This window comes from Streptomyces sp. M41(2017), assembly GCF_002078175.1.
GTDB lineage: Bacteria > Actinomycetota > Actinomycetes > Streptomycetales > Streptomycetaceae > Streptomyces.
The window spans coordinates 66469-83391 of sequence record NZ_MWFK01000003.1 but is presented as its reverse complement, the minus strand read 5'-3'; the positions used below and the strand labels follow the sequence as shown (position 1 = coordinate 83391).

Genomic DNA, 16923 nt, shown 5'->3' with positions numbered 1-16923 from the left:
GATCGCGGCGTCTCCGGCACGCCGCATAATCAGGGCTCGCGCCATCCGCCGACGGGCGTGGATGGTGCACGGAGAGTTGGAACGGAAAGGGCCAGTGGGGGACATGAAGGTCGCGAACGAACCGGTCATACCGGCAGAGATGGAGAGTCCCGCTCAGCGGACCCAGCCGACCGGGAGTCTCGCGCGATGGCTGCTGCGCCACCGGGTGCAGCCCGCCGGCCCGGCCGCGAGCGAGGGCCACGCGGAGCAGCATGCCTGGTGGAAGGTCATGTGCCTGACGGGCGTCGACTACTTCTCCAGCCTGGCCTACGTCCCGGCCATCGCCGCGCTCGCGGCCGGGGCGGTCTCCCCGCTCGCGACGATGGTGATCGTGGCGCTGACCCTGGTGGGCATGCTGCCGATGTATCGCCGGGTCACCCGCGAGAGCTCCGAAGGAGCCGGTTCGGTGGCCATGCTGGAGGACCTGCTGCCGTTCTGGTGGGGCAAGCTCTTCGTCCTGGTCCTCCTCGGCTTCGTCGCGACCTCCTGGATCATCACGATCACGCTGTCCACCGCGGACGCGTCCGTGCACGTCGTGGAGAACCCCTACTTCCCCCAGGCCCTGCACGGTCACGAGGTCGCCCTCACCGTGGCGCTGCTCGTCGTCCTCGGAGGGGTGTTCCTGCTCGGATTCAGCGAAGCCGTGAAGGTGGCCATCCCCCTGGTCGTCGCGTTCCTCGCACTCAACGCGGCCGTCATCGCCGTCGGCCTCGTCGACGTCTTCACCACGTCCGGCGCGTTCTCGGCCTGGACGGACGCCCTCGGCGACGGCGGAGGCGGATTCGGCAGCCTGGCCGAACCCGCACTGTTGGCCTTTCCCCTCCTGGTGCTGGGACTTTCCGGTTTCGAGACCGGCGTGAGCATGATGCCCCTCATCGCAGCCAAGGGCAGCGACCCCGAACAGCAGAAGCAGTCGCGGATCCGCAACACCCGACGACTCCTCACCACCGCCGCGCTCGTCATGAGCGTCTACCTGCTGGCCGCGAGCTTCGTGACGACCGTCCTCATCCCGCACAAGGAGTTCGAGCCCGGGGGACAGGCGAACGGCCGCGCGCTGGCCTGGCTGGCGCACGAGAAGCTCGGCGAGGTGTTCGGCACCGCCTACGACGTCAGCACCATCCTGATCCTCTGGTTCGCGGGCGCGTCGGCGATGGCCGGGCTGATCAACATCGTGCCCCGCTACCTGCCCGACTACGGCATGGCCCCCGAATGGGGACGCGCGGTCCGTCCCGTCGTGATCGTCTACACCGGACTCTGCATCGTCATCACCATCGCGTTCGGCGCCGACGTCAACGCCCAGGCCGGCGCCTACGCCACCGGCATCCTCGCCATGATGGTCTCCGGGGCGTTCGCCGTCACGGTGTCCGTCGTCCGCAGCCACCGGCGCGCGGCCGGAGCGGGATTCGCGCTGCTCACCGCCGTCCTCCTCTACGCGCTGGTCGCCAACATCGTCGACAAGCCCGACGGCATCGCCATCTCCGGCATGTTCATCGCCGGCATCGTCGCCGTGTCGCTGATCTCGCGGGTCTCTCGTACGACCGAACTACGCGTCGACCGGATCGTCTTCGACACCAAGGCACGTCAGTTCATCACCGACACCCTCGCCCACGACAACTCCATCAACATCATCGCCAACCGACGTGAGGCCGGCGACAGCGCCGAGTACGCCCACAAGGAGCGCGAACAGCGTGGCAACAACCCGGTGCCCGGACCCGCCGACGTACTGTTCCTGGAGATCGACGTCGTCGATCCGTCCGACTTCAGCGAGACCCTCTCCGTCCACGGCGCCGAGGTCGACGGCTACCGCATCCTGCGCGCCGAGGCCCCGGCCGCTCCGAACGCCATCGCCGCGATCCTGCTCGCCCTGCGCAACGCCACCGGCGTGCAGCCGCACTGCTACTTCGCGTGGGCCGAGGGGAGTCCCCTGCGGCACATGTTCCGCTACTTCCTCCTGGGCCGCGGAGACACCGCCCCCGTCACCCGCGAGATCATCCGCAGCAACGAGCCCGACCCCGAACGACGTCCCGGCATCCACGTCGGCGGCTGACCCTGGATCCCACGGCTCGCGGGTACCGGGCGAGCGCCCCGTGATCCGTGGCAGCGACCGCTCGGGCGTCGGAGTCCGCAAGGCGGCCGTGCAGCGCAAACTGCCGGTCGGGTTCGGCCCGGACCTCGTCGCTCGGCGCGACTGCCTCACCCACAGTTCCGTGCCCCGGACATGAGGAAGTCCGCCGCCTATCAGCACGCCCACTGTGGGCTGCTGGAGGTGGACAGCACAACGACATCGGCGACGACCTGGCCCGCATCGAGGGTCTGCTGCACGAGCAGGCCGTCGGGCACTCCCGCTGATCGTTTCAGGCCAAGGGCCCCGACCGCACCCGCGGCCGGGGCCCTTCCTCGAACGACCCACTGCGTCCTGCCGGAGTGGCCCCCTTCTGCGGCGACTCCGTGGCTAGATCTCACCAAGAGAGACGACTGCGGTGATGCTCTTGCCGGTCGAGGTCGCTTCGACGGTGACGGACTGGGCGAGAGCGCTCACGATCTCCAGACCGTGCCGACCGATACGGGCCGGGTCCGGTTCCTCGGCGGCCGGCACAGTGGGGTTGCTGTCGCACAGCTCGACCCGCAGGACGCTGTCGGCGATCCGCAGGTTCAGCAGGGCGGGCCCGGGGGCGTATTTGCGGGCGTTGGTGACCAGTTCGCTCACGATGAGCTGGACGATCTCCACCGTGGCCGTCACGACCGGAACACCGCGCATGTCGCGCACGCCGGCCAGAAAGACCGCCGCGAGGTGGCGTCCCTGTGCGATGCGTGAGCCGTCACCGTCCAGCGCGAGCGAGGCTGCCATCACCGACGGCCGCCCCCAGGGGCCACCGGTCTCCTCGGGTGATCGATACATCGTGTGCCCCTTCGTGTCGCCCTCCGGGTACCCCACTGGACAGCCCGACACCTCAGCCCGTGGTCTTTGCCCGGCAGGAGGCCACCTGGGCCCCTCGCCGGCAGGGTTGTCGGCCATGAAAGGCCGGTGGGGCAGCGCGCGAAGGGGCCGCCCAGCCGCGTCCCGGCCACGCGGTGTGCATGTCCGGGACGCGCCTCGCCGCGGCGGCCGCTTTCCTACACCGCGACGATGCCCAGCAGGCGGTACCGGTGAAGGCGGGCAACCCGATCTGCGGTTCCCTGCCTTCGACGGTACGTGTGAACAGAATGGCCGCGGACGCGGTGACGGTGGAGTCTGTCGGGTGTCGCGTCAGACTCTCGTAAGGATCCAACCTCCCCACCGGACACCGAGGTTGCTGTCCCCCAGGGAGGCTGACGCAACCGTGTGCGCCGCCGTGGATCTCCGTGGTGCGCGCCGCATCCGCTTCCGCGAGAGCAGATCCTCACGGCGCTGGATCACCCGGCCTGCGACGCGGACGGCAGTCAGGTCGGCGACGGCGAGAACGTCTTCTCCGCCGACGCCACCGGCCGTGCCGAGTGGGTCACCGGCAAGACGAGCCTGTTCGGCACCCGCCGAGCGTCAGGTCACCGGCAGAGCCCGGTCGCGGAAGTACGTCGCCACGGAAAGACCGTCACCGGCACGGCGCGCGAGGAACACACCGAAGCGGCGTACGACGCGAGGACCGCCGGAGCTGATGCAGGATCGCCCGGAGTCACACATCCGCCCGCGCCGCCGCGCAATGCCTCGCGCACTGCGCAGCGGACGCGCGCACCAGGTCGATTCAGCGGATTCCCGCTGCGCCTGCTCCCGACGCGGTACTCGGCGAGACGCCCACGAAGACGCCTCGCGCCGCCGTTCCGTCCGACCAGGTCCACCCGGCGACAACGCCCTTGGACGGCGTCTGCGCAGCCCGTATCGGCTGCAGGACACGGTTGACGTGGACGTCCAGGTCGTCGCCGGCGCCGGACGCGTACACGGTGACGGCCGGGTCGGGGGTGTCGCTCTCACTCTGTTGCTGCGGCACCGCCTCGCCGCGCAGCAGCGCACGCAACTGCGCCGTCACCACCGGGTCGTGGACACCGTCGTAGACCCAGCGGGTACCGAGCACCCCATGCTCGGAAGTGCCGATCAGCGACTCTCCGGGGGCACCCTCCAAGGGCTCACCGCGGTAGCTCAGCGGCACCAGGTACGCCACCGGGTCCTGCGGCGCGGCGTCCACCACGACCATGAACTCGATCCCGACCGCGCCTCCCGGATCGTCCAGACGGAACCCGCCGGCCTTGACCAGTTCCGGCGAGGCCCCGCTTCCCTGATACCAGCTCTGCTTCGGAAGCCAGCCGGTGAGCAGCTCCAGCTTGGTGGGAGACAAGGTGGTGCGGTGAATGGTGGCCATGCGAGCTCCCTCACGCGTAGGTACGGGACCCGTCCTCCGACGGGGCCGGGATCGAACCTATCGGAGGCGGCCGTGACTCCCGACTGTGTGAGTGGCCTGCTGGGACCGGTCATTGAGCCGGATCCGCCCCGCCGGACGCAACGCCCGCCGACAGAGTGGCAGCCGTGCGCCTTCATCTCGCAGGGCCTACAGGGCGTGATGCAGCCAGCGCTGCAGGACGGTGTTGACGGCCGGCGGCAGGGCGCTGATCTGATCGATGGCGGCACGGTCTTCGGGCATGGGCGGGATACCCGCCGCGGTGAGTGCCGCGTGCAGGGCCAGTCGCCGCTGGTCCTGCGGGTCGAGGGTGTAGCGGAGCCGGTGCGCGGGATTGGGCGGGGGTAGGAAGACGTCGGCGTCATGGCCGGACTGGACAGCGCCCGGCCAGGAGTTCTCCGGCGGAAGTGCGGTCTCGTGTGCACCGAAGGCGCAGGAACCCAGGGTCTCGTTGCTCCAATGAGCCATGATGCTCTCCTCACTGTGCGTTGCGGACTACCGCTGCAGACCACTCCTGGAGCCGGTTCGGTTGCGGCAGCGACCGCACATCACACAGGTGGCGTCATCGGCGGCTCATCGCCTTGTGTGACCGGCGGGCAGTCGGCCGACCCGGAACACGGACGACCGCTCAGCGGCGGGCCCGAGCGAGCAACGCCGCGTGCGGCAGCGACAACACACCGTCGGCATCCGCAAGTTCCGCGCTGAACAGGTCGAAGTGGCGCTTGATCTCGGCCCGGACCCGTGAGGTCTGGCTCCTCACCATCAGACCGGCGGACGCGACACCGCTCGCCGGCCCGCTCCACCACTCATCGACGCTCGCGCGGTGAGTCCAACGCAGCGTCTCGCACGTCGCGTCGCGGAGGCCCGCCGAATCCAGCAGCTCCGTCAGGCCGTTCTCGTCCCGGGTGAACTCGTCCTCGGGTGCCAGCCCCGCAGGCAGGCCGGGCGGACGTACAGCACCCGCGGCCCGGATCGCACGACCGATCAACGCCTGGCCGGGAGCGGGCGGCATCGCCCAAACCGTCAACGCGATCAGGCCGTCGGGCTTCACGACGCGGCGGAGTTCCGCCAGGGCGATCTTGGGCCGACCCACGTGGTTCAGTACGAAGTTGGCGACGACGGCATCGAACTCCGCGTCGGCGAAAGGCAGTTCAGGAAGCGTGGCCAGGCGTACGTCCGCCGCCGGCGCGGACTGCTTCGCCAGCTCGACCATGGTCGGCTCCGCGTCCACGGCTGTGACCGTCGCGTCTCTTGCGCACGCGGCGCCGGCCACCGTACCCGGCCCCGTCCCCACATCCAGCATCCGCGTGCCAGGTCCGACCTCGGCGGCATCGAGCAGGTGCGGTACGGCGTAGGCGCACAACTTGCCGAAGCCTCCGGCGTAGGCGGTAGCCTGGCCGGCCCACTTCAGCCGCTCGCTCTCGTCGAACGTCGTCATCGACACGGAATCCCTCCCGGTCTGAGCGAAGTCGATCTTGTCGCGACCCTATCCGACCGACCGATTCGAGGGCCCACGCGCACGGACGCTGCAGGTCGTCCGTCCGGGCGTCTTCGGCGCCACCGGCCCTGGAGAATGATCGGCATGACGGCACTCCACTGCATCCCGCTCTTCGCCCGCCTCGCCGATGCCGAACGGATCCTCGTCGCGGGAGCGGGGGGCGGCTTCGACATCTACTCCGGTCTGCCGCTGGCGCTCTCCCTCATGCACCAGGGCAAGCAGGTGTACCTCGCCAATCTCTCCTTCAGCGCACTGGAGGGGCTCCCCATCGACGATTGGGCCGCACCCGACGTGGCAGCGGTGGGCCCCACGTCATCGTTGCATCAGACCTACTTCCCCGAGAGAACCCTTGCTCAATGGCTGCATGAGCACGGCTATCCCTCCACCGTGTACGCCTTCCCTCAGACCGGAGTCCGTCCGCTGCGCGCGGCCTATGAAGCACTGATCGAACTCCACGGTGTCGATGCCGTCGTCCTGGTCGACGGTGGGACGGACATCCTGATGCGCGGCGACGAAGCCGGGCTCGGCACGCCGGAGGAGGACCTGGCCTGCGTGGCCGCGCTGGCCGCCCTCGACAAGGTGGCCACCCGCCTCGTCGTGTCGGTCGGATTCGGCGTCGATGCGTACCACGGCGTCAACCACGCACAGGTGTTGGAGAACATCGCCGCGCTGGAACGCGACGGCGCGTACCTCGGTGCGTTCTCCATACCTCGTGCCACCCGCGAGGGCGCGCTCTACCTCGACGCGGTGACGCACGCTCAGCAGCACACCCCGGACCACCCCAGCATCGTCAACGGATCCATCGCGGCGGCCGTGCGCGGCTCGTTCGGTGACGTCCGGTTCACCGAACGCACCCGGGGCAGCGAGTTGTTCGTGAACCCCTTGATGTCCCTCTACTTCGCCTTCGACCTCCCGGGTCTGGCAGCACGCTGCCTGTACCTCGACCGGATCGAGGACACTCATCTCATGCGCCAAGTCCACTCGCGCATCGCCGAGTTCCGTGAATCCCTGGTGACGCGCCCACCCCGTGCCTTCCCGCACTGAAGAGCAGGGAGCCCGGGTGATCCGCCCGCACCGGGCGACGGAGTGGCTCGGCGAGACCTACGTTCGCGAGAACCCGTGGCTCCGCTCCACCTTCGCCACATGCAAGGTGTAGTTCTCGTACCACTCGGCTCGTCCACGCTTCTGGGCGGCGCGGTGCTCGGCGTGGGATCGCCATTCCGTGAGAGCTTCCGCGTCACGGAAATACCCGACGGTGATCCCCAGGCCGCCCGGAGTCTGCGCGTGGTCCATCCCCAGGTACCCCGGGATGTTTTTCACCAGCTCTTCCATGCGGACGTTCGTCTCGCTGTAGCCGCTCTGGTCCTGCGTTCGAACCGTGCTGAAGACAGCCACGTAGTAGGGAGGTTCGTATGCTTCGACGGGCGTGACAGGCGCATGCGATGGATCGCTCATGACGTAACCGTAGGGCGGGACGCGCGGGACGATCCAGCGTCTTTTCCGAACGGGATCCATAAGGGATCACGCTCTTTACCGAAGCCCGCCGAGCCCACTCTCTCCGGTCCTTCCGCGCCCGTTTCGGCGACGTCGCCGTCCCGCCCGGACGCCGTCCCCGAGGTGGCTTACCCGATCGGCGCATCCCCGGGTGCCTTTGTGCGGTGGCCTCCGGCCAGGCCCCACGGCTAATTTACGAAGATGGTCACCAGCAGACGCGCAGAACCGATCCAGGTGTCGACCCTCAACGGGGTCGGTGCCGCGCTGATGAAGGGCCTGGCCGCTCTGATACTCCTCTGCGGACCAGTCGTCCTGGCCATCGCGGCCTCCTCCCTCACGCACTCCTGGGTCGCTCTGCTGGTCGGTGCCCTCGCCGCGGCCGTGGGCATTCCGGCCGGCGTCGCGGTGTGGCGTCTGGCGGGCCGCAACCGCGCGGCGACCCGACGCCTCGAGTCGGTCGGAATCCGGGCGACGGCGGAAATCATCGCCCTCACCCTCGTCTCGTCGGACGAGGGCCACGTCTACGAGGTCGTCATGAGGCTCAGCGGCAGCGGCCTCGTCCCGTTCGAGGTGACCCAGAGCCGTGCGGGTGGCACCGACCTGCACGTCGGAGCTCACCTGCGTGCGCTGGTCGACCCCGCCGACCACTCCTTCGCGATTCTCAACTGATCAGGACTCCGCGGACGGGGCCCGCCGGGTTCCCTGAGCAGGGACTGCCGAGGACCTGGTGACCGCGTGGCGGTTCCCGGAGCGGCGGCACGGCCGAGGACGCGCGTCACCGAGGAAGAGACCGTCGCTGGTCAGGACGCTGAGGCTGCCGCGGGCACACCCCCGCCCGGGGCGGCCGTCGCCCCATGGCGGCCGCCACTCACACGGCGCGCTGCATGCACACCAGTCGATCCCGTGCGTCCCATGATGCGACAACGGCGAAGCCGAGCCGCTCGTACAGGGCGATGGCCCCGGTCCGCCAGTTCCACACGGACAGCCGCACGGTCTTCACGCCGCTCTCCGCGGCCTGCTCGAACGCGGCACCAAGAAGGGCGGAGGCGATGCCCTGGCCCCGGACGGACGGATCCGTCCAGAGGCGCTTGACCTCCGACCGCCCGTCGGCCGGAGCGGTCATCACCAGGCAGCCCACGGCCGTGTCGCCGACGAGGGCCAGCAGCACGACATCCTCGGCGAACGCCGCCCCCGGGTCCGAGATCTCCGCCCGATAGCGGTCCGGCAACTCGACCACGTCGGTGACGGCCTCGCCCTTCTCGGCCTCCGTCGCCAGGTGGTACGCGGCCAGCAGACCGGCCAGCTGCTCCCGCGCGGAGAGTCTCCGCCCCGCCCAGGGGACGACAACGACCCCGCCTTGTTCCGTCATCACGTCAGCATCACACGACACCGGCGAGCCCCCGTATCGGCCCCAGGGCGTAGCGAGCGAGTCCTTGACCGATCTTCCATCCTTCCCCCTGCTTCCGGACGGCCTGTCCCAGTGGCTGCTCCGCGTCACCCCGGCTGCCGGTTCGCCACGCAGCAGACCGTCGTCGCCTACGCGCAGGTCACCGCCTTCTACGCACCCTCGGCCGGATACTTCCCGCTTCCGTGGTGCGCCGGCGTCGCCGTACTGGGTGCGTACGCAGCGATCCTCCTGGGGCTGTCTCTGCGCGGTCTCCGAGGGGGCGACGAGGGGGCGGGGACCGCGGCTATCGCGAGGGTGCCGACCGCCAGTCCGGGAGATCGACGAAGTGCACGTCGTAGCGGTCCTGCTCGGGGACGAGCGAGTCGAACTCCGCTTCACCGCGGCTGATCGCGGCCAGCTGTTCGAAATAGCCGAAGCGCTCGATGCCGGGGCTGAGCACGACGAACACGTCGGCGACCTCGCCGCCCGCGGCTCCGAAGACGTGGAGCAGCCCCGGAGGTACGACGACCAGCCCGCCCTTGCCCACCGTCGTGAGATCGTCGCCCAGGCGGAAGAGCATCGTTCCGCCCAGCACGTAGAAGACCTCGTGCGAGAGGAGATGGCGGTGCGGGGGCGCGCCGTCGGCGCCGGTCGTCAGGCTGAGTCTGCTGGCGCTGACCGCGCCCCCGTCGGCGAGCAGTTCGAACGCGCCGTCGGACAGCGAAGCGCCGGCCGCCTCGCCGGGTTGCACGACCAGCGCTGTGGTCCTGGCTTCCATGACGACTCCCTGGACGGATCGCGGACTGCCTCAGGTGTCCGGGACGGGAGAACCCGGTCCGGTGTGTCACCGGTCCCGTGGGGAGGGGCGCCGGACGTCCACCGGCAGCGCTACCCCAGCAGGCCCGTGAACTGGCAATTTTACCGGCAGGGCCCGCTGTGTTCGAGGCGAGCGACGATCCGAGAGGGAGGCGTCGTCCCTCATCCGCACGTAACGTCCGGGCGGTACAGCGCACTTGGCCCTGGGGCGGCCGGTCGAGACCGACGCCAGTCGCACCGGCCCACTGCGCACGCCTCAGGAAGGGGAACCCGGAGCCATCGTCAGGAAACCCGGAGACATCGTCAATTGCAGATTGACGATGGGGGGGCGTCAATCTAGGGTTGACGCATGAGTCCACTCGACATCAGTCTCGCCGACCTGATCGCTCGACTCGACCAGGAACTTCCCGAGGCAGACCAGCTGGCCCGCGTCAGTGAGGCGCGCCTGCGGGCCCAGACCCTGTCCGACCTCGGCGACCAGCTCATCGACCACTACGTCAACAAGGCCAAGCAGACCGGTGCGTCATGGACCGAGATCGGCGACGCCATCGGAGTGTCCAAGCAGGCCGCCCAGCAGCGCCACGCCCCCGGCCCCTTCGAGCGGTACACCAACCTGAACCGGCACAGCATCGTGCTCGCACAGGAAGCCGCCAGGACGTACAAGCACGACTTCATCGGCACCGAACACCTCCTGCTCGGACTGCTCGGCGAACCCCGAGGTCTGGCCTACGGGCTGCTCATCGCGAAGGCGGGATCAGAGCAACGTGTGCGCGACGCCGTCGCCGAAGCGATGCCGCCGGTCGGCGAGAAGGCGCTGCGGGGTCACATCGCGTTCCGGCCGGAGAGCAAAGGGGCCATCGAGGAGGCGCGCCGTGCGTCGGCCGATCTCGGCCACGACTGGGTCGGCACGGAGCACGCGCTGCTGGGCCTCATCCGTACCGAGGACAGTCCAGCGGCGCGCATCCTGCGCTCTCTCGGCTTCACGCCGGACGAGCTGCGAGAGACGGTCGAGGCGGAGGTCGCCGAACGGTCCGCTGCGGGCGGCCTGCACTGACATCCGCTCCGGTCCGACAGCCGGGCGTGCGGGCCCCGTGCCTCATGGCCCGACCGCATGGCCCGTGGGCGCGATGCCGCTCCCGTCGGTGAACGAGCCGTGGGCAACAGCCCCCGTACGAGCTGCTGTTGCCCACGGTCTCGTGGCTGCCGTGCTACTCGGCCATCTCGTAAGCGCCGGACAGATCCTCGACGCGCTGCCAGACCCGCGCCGAACGCGCTTCGTCCACGACGGGACGTCGGACGGCGGCCAGTGCCCAGGCCTGCTGCCGCTCGGTCGCGGAGTCCTTGCCGTGCAGTTCGACGCAGTGGCCGGAGAAGTCCCGGACCAGCACGGAGAACAGCTCGTCGAGGACGGACGCGTCCAGGTCCGTCAGGCGTGCCTGCTCCAGAATCAGCTGCCCGTGTACCACCAACGCGAACAGCTGCCCCACGGACAGGAGGAAGTCGAGGTCGCGGCTCTGCTTCTCGTCGGGGGCGACGCTGGTGACGAACTCGCACAGGGCGTCGGCCTGTTCGCGGAAGCGGGCGACATTCGGAACCTCGGCGTACGCGTCGTAGGCGGGGCGCCAGTCGTGGAAACGTACGGACCCCAGACCGCGAGCCGGCCCCTGGCGGAAGAGGAAGTCGTCGTCGGCCGCGTCGAGTCGGGTCGGCACGACCGCGTGCTCGACCGGGTCCAGCAGGTGGTTGCGCATGAACTTGAGGATCAGCGCGAGGTTCACGTGGACCGTGCCCTCGAGCTTGGGCAGGCCACGGATCTCGACGGCGGCCTGGGAGAAGTAGTTGTCCTTCTCGAACCCCTTCGCCGCGATGACGTCCCACATCAGGTCGATGACCTTTTCCCCCTCCGTGGTCACCTTCATCTTGGTCATCGGGTTGAAGAGCAGATAACGGCGGTCCTCGGGACCGGCCGAACGGAAGTAGTCGACGGCACGGTCACTGAACAGCTTCATGCCGACGAGCCGCACGAAGGCGTCGGTCAACTCCCGGCGTACGTGCGGGAAAGCGGAGACCGGGCGGCCGTAGAGGATCCGGTTCTGGGCATGGGTGACGGCCTCGTACATCGCGTGCTCGCAGATGCCGATCGAGGCGGTGCAGAGGTTGAACTTGCCGACGTTGACCGTGTTGAGGGCCGCGTCGAAGGCGGCGCGCCCGGTGTGCAGGACGTCCTCGGGGGCGACCGGGTAGCCCTCCAGGCGGAACTCGCTGACGTACTTGGAGGAGTCGACGACGTTCTTCACCAGGTGGTACGCCGAGTGGCGGCTGTCGGCGGCGAAGAAGATGTATCCGTCCGGGCCCTCGACGTCGGTGCGGCGGCCGAACACGGAGACGAGACCGGCCGCGTTGCCGTTGCCGATGTAGTACTTGGACCCGTCGGCCCGGAAGCCGCCGTCGCCGTCGGGCTCCAGCAGCATGTCGGTGGAGTAGATGTCGGCGCCGTGGCTCTTCTCGGACAGACCGAAAGCGAAGACCTCGCCCTGGGACAGCAGGTCCGCGGCCCGGCTGCGTGCGGCGCCGTTCTCGCTCTGCCAGACCGGACCGAGACCGAGGATGGTCACCTGCCAGGCGTACCAGTAGTCGAGGCCGTAGAACCCGAGGATCTCGTTCAGGGCGGCGATCCGGGCGGTGTCCCAGCGCTGCTCCGCCCCTTCGCCGGCGGAAGCCGGGGTGAGGAACGTGGCGAACAGGCGCTCCTTGGCGGCGAAGGCGAGGAAGTCACCGAGCCAGGCCCGCGTGCGGTAGTCCTCGATCAGACGGCGCTTGCCGCGGTCCTCGAACCAGTCGACGGTGGCGCGCAGCAGCCTGCGCGTCTCGGCGTCGAAGTGCGTCGGGTCGTAGGTGCGCGGGTTGAACAGCAGGGGAGTGGCCATCGAGGGTCGCCTTCCGGAGGACGGGGGTCGAGGATGCGTACAGGTGAGTACAGGTGCGTGGGGTGAGGGCAGAACGGACGAAAGCCGGGGGTGCGGTTCAGGCGGACGGCTGCGGGCCGTCGTGCGGGAGGCCGTCCGTGGCACCGTCCGCGACTCTGGGTGAACGGCTGAGGGCGTGCAGGGTGGCGAGGACGTCGTCGAGCCAGGCGATCGTCATCCGCTCGTACGCGATGCCACCGCGCAGCACGACGTGCTGCAGTTCCTGACCGGCGTCCAGCGGTGCGGGCGCCTCGGGTCCGGTGAAGTCGCGCAGTTCTCCGGCGAGGTAGCGCGCGAGCCGGTCGTTGTGGGCCCGGTGGTGACGCTCGACCTCGTCGATGAGCGCCGCCGGGTCGTCGTAGGCGGCGCCCCGGATCTTCACCGCGAGGTCGTGGCGGAGGCTCTCCGGTTCGATCGGCTCGTGCAGCCAGTGGGCGAGGGCCGTGCGTCCTGGGCCGGTGACGGAGTACTCGTTCTTGTCCGGCCGCCCCTGCTGGGGAACCTCGCGGACGGCGAGAAGGTCCTCGTGCTCCATGCGCTTGAGGACGCGGTAGATCTGCTGATGCGTGGCGGTCCAGAAGTAGCCGATGGAGCGCTCGAACCGCCGGGCCAGCTCATAGCCGGAGCCGGGTTTCTCCAGCAGGGAGACGAGGATCGCGTGTTCGAGCGCCATGACGGACAGCCTTCTATGCAACTTGTTGCATAGGCAAGGGGTGTCGCTCCGGTGAGACACGGCTCACCCTTGCCGAGACGGACGCGCCGCGCGGCGTCGGACGGGTGCCCCGCGGGAACGGCAGCGGGTGGCGGACGCGATCCGCCACCCCCTGCCGCCCGCCGCGAAGCCGTCGTCCGGTGTCGTGCTTCCCCGATCGCAGTTCGAGGCGCGAAGGATCAGCGCAGGCCAGCGAAGAGGTCGTCCTCGGGCAGGGCCGCGCCGGTGGTGTCCTGCACGCGGACGAAGGTCTCCACGCCCATCAACTCCGTGAACCTCTTCTGGCCCATCTTGAGGAAGAAGATGTTCTCGCCCTGGCTGGCGTGCGCGGCCAGCGCGTCGAACTTCTGAGCACCGAACGCCGAGGTGTCCACCCAGGTGGTGATCTCCTCCTCGGGAAGCCCGATCCGGGCCATCGCGGCGGCCTCCTCGGGGCTCGGCTCCTGCCAGTCCGCGTCGAACTCGCGCATGACCTCGCCGAACCGCTGCATCATCGAACGGGGCGCCGTGGTCCAGTACACCTTCGGCGTCGGCGACGTCATCGCCAGCGCCGCCATCGTGATGCGATGGGCCTGGATGTGGTCGGGGTGGCCGTAGAAGCCGTTCTCGTCGTAGGTCACGACGACGTCGGGCCGGTACTGGCGCATGAGTTCCGCGAGCCGGGCGGCGCCCTCCTCCACGGGCGTCCGCCAGAAGGAGTCGGGGGCGTCATTGGTCGGCCACCCCATCATTCCGGAGTCCGCGTAGTCCAGCATCTCCAGGTGGCTGATCTTCAGGACCTCACAGCTCGCCGCGAGTTCCTCCCGCCGCATCGCTGCGACGGCCGCGGGATCGTGGCCGGGATCGCCCGGCTTCACACCCCCGGGTCCGTCACCGCACCCGCCGTCGGTACACGTCACGAGGACCGTGCGCATGCCCTCCGCCGCATACCGTGCGAGAACACCGCCCGTTCCCGTCGCCTCGTCGTCGGGGTGGGCGTGCACCGCCATCAGCGTCAAGGGCGCGTCGTTCATCAAACTGTCCTCCTGTGCGAAATGAGCTGCGGCCCGCGTCCGTGGCAGGCGCGTGGACGATCGTCCCCGAGATCGGAGACCACACGTACCGCGGACACGGGTACGGGGACCACGTCGTGGCAGACGGCATTCCCGGGCTCACCGTTCCTTGCCGCCCGCGCACCACCCGATCCCTCAGCGCTGCCAACCCCCTGACCGGACCGGCTGTTCCCGCCGCGCACGCGACCAGCCCGGCTGCCCCCGGCTTTCGCGCAGAAGACCGAGACGATGCGGAAGGACGGGACGTCGTCGAGATCGTCCCGCCGGTGCGGGACCTGTACCGCGGGGAGCCTTCGTCCGCGATGCACAGGGGCGGGAAGCGCGGAAGGCGCTTCCCGCCCCTGTCGGTGCGAGGAACTCACGACCCGTGGTGCGGCCCGGCGGACGCCGCTCGATGAGAGCGCGGTGCGCGAACGGCGAGGGTCCCGAACGGAGTCAGTGCGTGGCTGTGGCCTCCGTCGACGCCGTCGCGCTCTGCGATGCCGACTCGCCGGGTGACGGCGTGGGGCTCGGGCAGGCCGGGTCGGGTTCCGGATCCGTCGAGGGATCCGGGGTCGGGGTCGTCGTGTCCGTCGGGCAGTCCGCCGGAGGTGTCGTTTCGCCGGGCGCGGTGGGGGTGCCCGTGTCCGTCGGGTCGGGTGTGGGGGAGGGGGAATCGGTCGGTGTCGTCGGTGTCGTCGACGGGGTTGGCGTCGTTCCGCTCCCGGACGGTGACGGTGACGGTGTGTGGGACGGTCCCGGCGTGGCCGTCGGGCTTGCGGAGCCCGAGGGATCCGGGCCGATGACGATGCCGCCACCGCCGTCGGAGTCGTCGTCGCCGACCGGTTTGGTCGCGGGCGTCTTGCTGCCCGCGCCCGGGCTGCGCGGCACGACGCCCTTGCCGTCGGGCACCGTGTGCACGCCCGTGCGGTAGAAGGTGAACCACTGCCGCACCGTCCGCAGATACGCGTCGGAGTAGTTGTAGCTCAGCACCGCGGCGTCGAGGTCGCCGGGGCGCGCGAGGTCGCGGCTTCCGGCGCACAGGTAGTGGCCGGCGGCCAGCGCCGCGTCGAACACGTTGTTCGGGTCGCTGACGCCGTCCTTGTTGCCGTCGGCACCCCAGCGCCGCCAGGTCGACGGAAGGAACTGCATCGGACCCACCGCCCGGTCGAAGACCGCGTCCCCGTCCAGGGAACCGCCGTCGCTGTCGCGGATCAGCGCGAACCCGACGCCGTTGAGAGCCGGTCCGGCGATCCGCCCGCGCGTGGTCCCGTCGGCGGTGACGGCACCGCCCCCGGCGTGCCCCGACTCCACCTTGCCGATCGCGGCGAGCAGTTGCCACGGCAGACGGCAACCGGGGTCCGTCCGGGACACCGAGGTCTCGGCCGCCCGGTACGCCCGCAGGACCGTCGCGGGGATACCCGACTGGGCACGGAACACGGCGGGCACCGGGGCCGCCGCCGGCAGGTCCGGACCGACCAGCGGCGGGAGTTCCGTGTGGTACGAGTCGTCGCCCGAGCCACCGGCCTCGGGCGACGCGGGATTCGACCAGACGGGGCCGTCCTGGTCGGCGGCGGGCGCGGTGCGGTGCTCGGTGCCGCCGCTCACCGCCTCGGGCGCGCGGGAAGCGGTGAGGACCGCCAGCGCCGCGACGGCGATCGCGGTCGTCCGCAGGCCCTGGCGGGTCCGGGCGGACGGACGTCGGAGACGCGGTGCTGACATGTCGAACTCCTGTCGATGAGGGAGGGCGGACCGGTGGGCGCTGTCAGCGGCCGAAGGTGTCGATGCCGGAGACCAGCCACCGTCCGTCACGGCGGACGACGTCCACGGCGAACATGGCCCCCGCGTACGTGCCCTGGTCGTCGGCCTTGTCCTTCTTGGCCGCCGCGGTGCTGACGCTGCTCTGGTCGGCGTAGACGAGGACCCGGGCCCGGTCGCCGTCGATCCGCTCCACGCCGCTGTCGGTGACCGTCGTCGTGATCACGGCCTTCTGCTGATCGGCACGGTCGCGCACCGCCGCGAAGAGGTCGCGATGCTGTGCGACCGCCTTGCCGGTGAGCAGCTTGCGGGCGGCCTCGTCGAAAGCCTCCGGGCGGGCGTGGTCGTACGAGAAGAGAGCGGCCACCGCCCGCGCCGTCTGGCCCTTGATCTCGCTCGTGGCGGAGACGTCCGTGAGCGCCGTGTTCTGCCGCGCGGGCTGGTCCCGCAGCATGTCGGCCCGGGCATGCGCCCACCCCGCGAAGCCGCCGAGCAGCAGTGTCAGGGCGCACAGTGCTCCGACGGCATAGAGGGTGCGACGCGGCCGCCCGGCCGCCGTCGTGGGCTTCGCCGGGGTGGTACCCGCCTCCGGCGCACGGTCCTCGCCGTGCGTGGTGTCCGCCGGCGCGGTGGAGCGGAAGGGCACCCGGACGAGACGGCGTGCCCCCGCGTCCGCCGGGCTCGGCTCCGCCTCGGTGACGGGGCCCGCCGTGACGGTGGCGAGGCTGCCCGTGCCGGCGGGCGCGCCCGGCCGATCGGCGCGGGCCTGACGGCGCCGCTGGTGGTTGATGTGGTGCCGGGTGCTCGACATGGTGCGCGGGTCCTCTCGGTGCGGCCGGGTGACGGGGCGGACGG

At 70.1% G+C, this 16923-nt stretch carries 16 protein-coding genes; 4 read left to right on the top strand and 12 right to left on the bottom strand.

Annotation, left to right across the window (positions count from 1 at the left end; all coding sequences use genetic code 11):
• Positions 1 to 139: 139 nt before the first annotated feature.
• The gene (locus B0675_RS36960; RefSeq protein ID WP_241540136.1) at positions 140 to 2086 is read left to right on the top strand and encodes an amino acid transporter; all 1947 of its coding nucleotides are present in this window, start codon (positions 140 to 142) and stop codon (positions 2084 to 2086) included.
• A gap of 405 nt (positions 2087 to 2491) precedes the next feature.
• Here the strand turns inward: B0675_RS36960 and B0675_RS36955 are convergent, their stop codons facing one another.
• The 4 genes from B0675_RS36955 to B0675_RS36940 all read right to left on the bottom strand — a co-directional run bounded on the left by B0675_RS36955 (position 2492) and on the right by B0675_RS36940 (position 5844).
• Complete coding sequence (locus B0675_RS36955) at positions 2492 to 2938, bottom strand: ATP-binding protein (protein WP_081224562.1); 447 nt, start codon at positions 2936 to 2938, stop codon at positions 2492 to 2494.
• Between the two features lie 820 nt (positions 2939 to 3758).
• Entirely contained in the window at positions 3759 to 4370 is a 612-nt protein-coding gene (locus B0675_RS36950; RefSeq protein WP_081224153.1) for a 1,4-alpha-glucan branching protein, read from the bottom strand.
• 186 nt (positions 4371 to 4556) lie between these two features.
• Complete coding sequence (locus tag B0675_RS36945; protein ID WP_081224152.1) at positions 4557 to 4874, bottom strand: hypothetical protein; 318 nt, start codon at positions 4872 to 4874, stop codon at positions 4557 to 4559.
• Positions 4875 to 5034: 160 nt separating this feature from the next.
• Complete coding sequence (locus B0675_RS36940; RefSeq protein WP_081224561.1) at positions 5035 to 5844, bottom strand: class I SAM-dependent methyltransferase; 810 nt, start codon at positions 5842 to 5844, stop codon at positions 5035 to 5037.
• Positions 5845 to 5988: 144 nt separating this feature from the next.
• Between B0675_RS36940 and B0675_RS36935 the strand changes: the two genes are divergently transcribed.
• A complete protein-coding gene (locus B0675_RS36935; protein ID WP_081224560.1) occupies positions 5989 to 6948 on the top strand; it encodes a DUF1152 domain-containing protein in 960 nt (319 codons plus the stop codon).
• A gap of 57 nt (positions 6949 to 7005) precedes the next feature.
• On the opposite strand, the gene B0675_RS36930 is transcribed toward B0675_RS36935, so the two are convergent.
• Positions 7006 to 7359 carry an antibiotic biosynthesis monooxygenase gene (locus tag B0675_RS36930; RefSeq protein ID WP_081224151.1) on the bottom strand — a complete coding sequence of 118 codons (354 nt, stop codon included), beginning with the start codon at positions 7357 to 7359 and terminating at the stop codon, positions 7006 to 7008.
• Between the two features lie 240 nt (positions 7360 to 7599).
• Here B0675_RS36930 and B0675_RS36925 point away from each other — a divergent pair, with 240 nt between their 5' ends.
• A complete protein-coding gene (locus B0675_RS36925) occupies positions 7600 to 8067 on the top strand; it encodes a hypothetical protein (RefSeq protein WP_081224150.1) in 468 nt (155 codons plus the stop codon).
• 199 nt (positions 8068 to 8266) lie between these two features.
• On the opposite strand, the gene B0675_RS36920 is transcribed toward B0675_RS36925, so the two are convergent.
• Together B0675_RS36920 and B0675_RS36910 are read right to left on the bottom strand one after the other, a co-directional pair.
• Entirely contained in the window at positions 8267 to 8767 is a 501-nt protein-coding gene (locus B0675_RS36920) for a GNAT family N-acetyltransferase (protein ID WP_081224149.1), read from the bottom strand.
• Between the two features lie 322 nt (positions 8768 to 9089).
• Positions 9090 to 9563: a cupin domain-containing protein gene (locus B0675_RS36910; RefSeq protein WP_081224148.1), complete on the bottom strand. Its 474-nt coding sequence runs from the start codon at positions 9561 to 9563 to the stop codon at positions 9090 to 9092.
• Positions 9564 to 9950: 387 nt separating this feature from the next.
• Here B0675_RS36910 and B0675_RS36905 point away from each other — a divergent pair, with 387 nt between their 5' ends.
• A complete protein-coding gene (locus tag B0675_RS36905) occupies positions 9951 to 10655 on the top strand; it encodes a Clp protease N-terminal domain-containing protein (RefSeq protein ID WP_081224147.1) in 705 nt (234 codons plus the stop codon).
• A gap of 154 nt (positions 10656 to 10809) precedes the next feature.
• Here the strand turns inward: B0675_RS36905 and B0675_RS36900 are convergent, their stop codons facing one another.
• The 5 genes from B0675_RS36900 to B0675_RS36880 form a co-directional block, all read right to left on the bottom strand.
• Positions 10810 to 12528, bottom strand: a complete 1719-nt coding sequence (locus B0675_RS36900) for an acyl-CoA dehydrogenase family protein (protein ID WP_081224146.1) — start codon at positions 12526 to 12528, stop codon at positions 10810 to 10812.
• Positions 12529 to 12625: 97 nt separating this feature from the next.
• Entirely contained in the window at positions 12626 to 13240 is a 615-nt protein-coding gene (locus B0675_RS36895; RefSeq protein WP_081224145.1) for a PadR family transcriptional regulator, read from the bottom strand.
• A gap of 218 nt (positions 13241 to 13458) precedes the next feature.
• A complete protein-coding gene (locus B0675_RS36890) occupies positions 13459 to 14292 on the bottom strand; it encodes a PIG-L family deacetylase (RefSeq protein ID WP_081224144.1) in 834 nt (277 codons plus the stop codon).
• 474 nt (positions 14293 to 14766) lie between these two features.
• Positions 14767 to 16032, bottom strand: coding sequence for a lytic murein transglycosylase (locus B0675_RS36885; protein WP_081224143.1), 1266 nt, complete (start codon positions 16030 to 16032; stop codon positions 14767 to 14769).
• A gap of 43 nt (positions 16033 to 16075) precedes the next feature.
• A complete protein-coding gene (locus tag B0675_RS36880; protein WP_081224142.1) occupies positions 16076 to 16879 on the bottom strand; it encodes a hypothetical protein in 804 nt (267 codons plus the stop codon).
• Positions 16880 to 16923 lie beyond the last annotated feature (44 nt).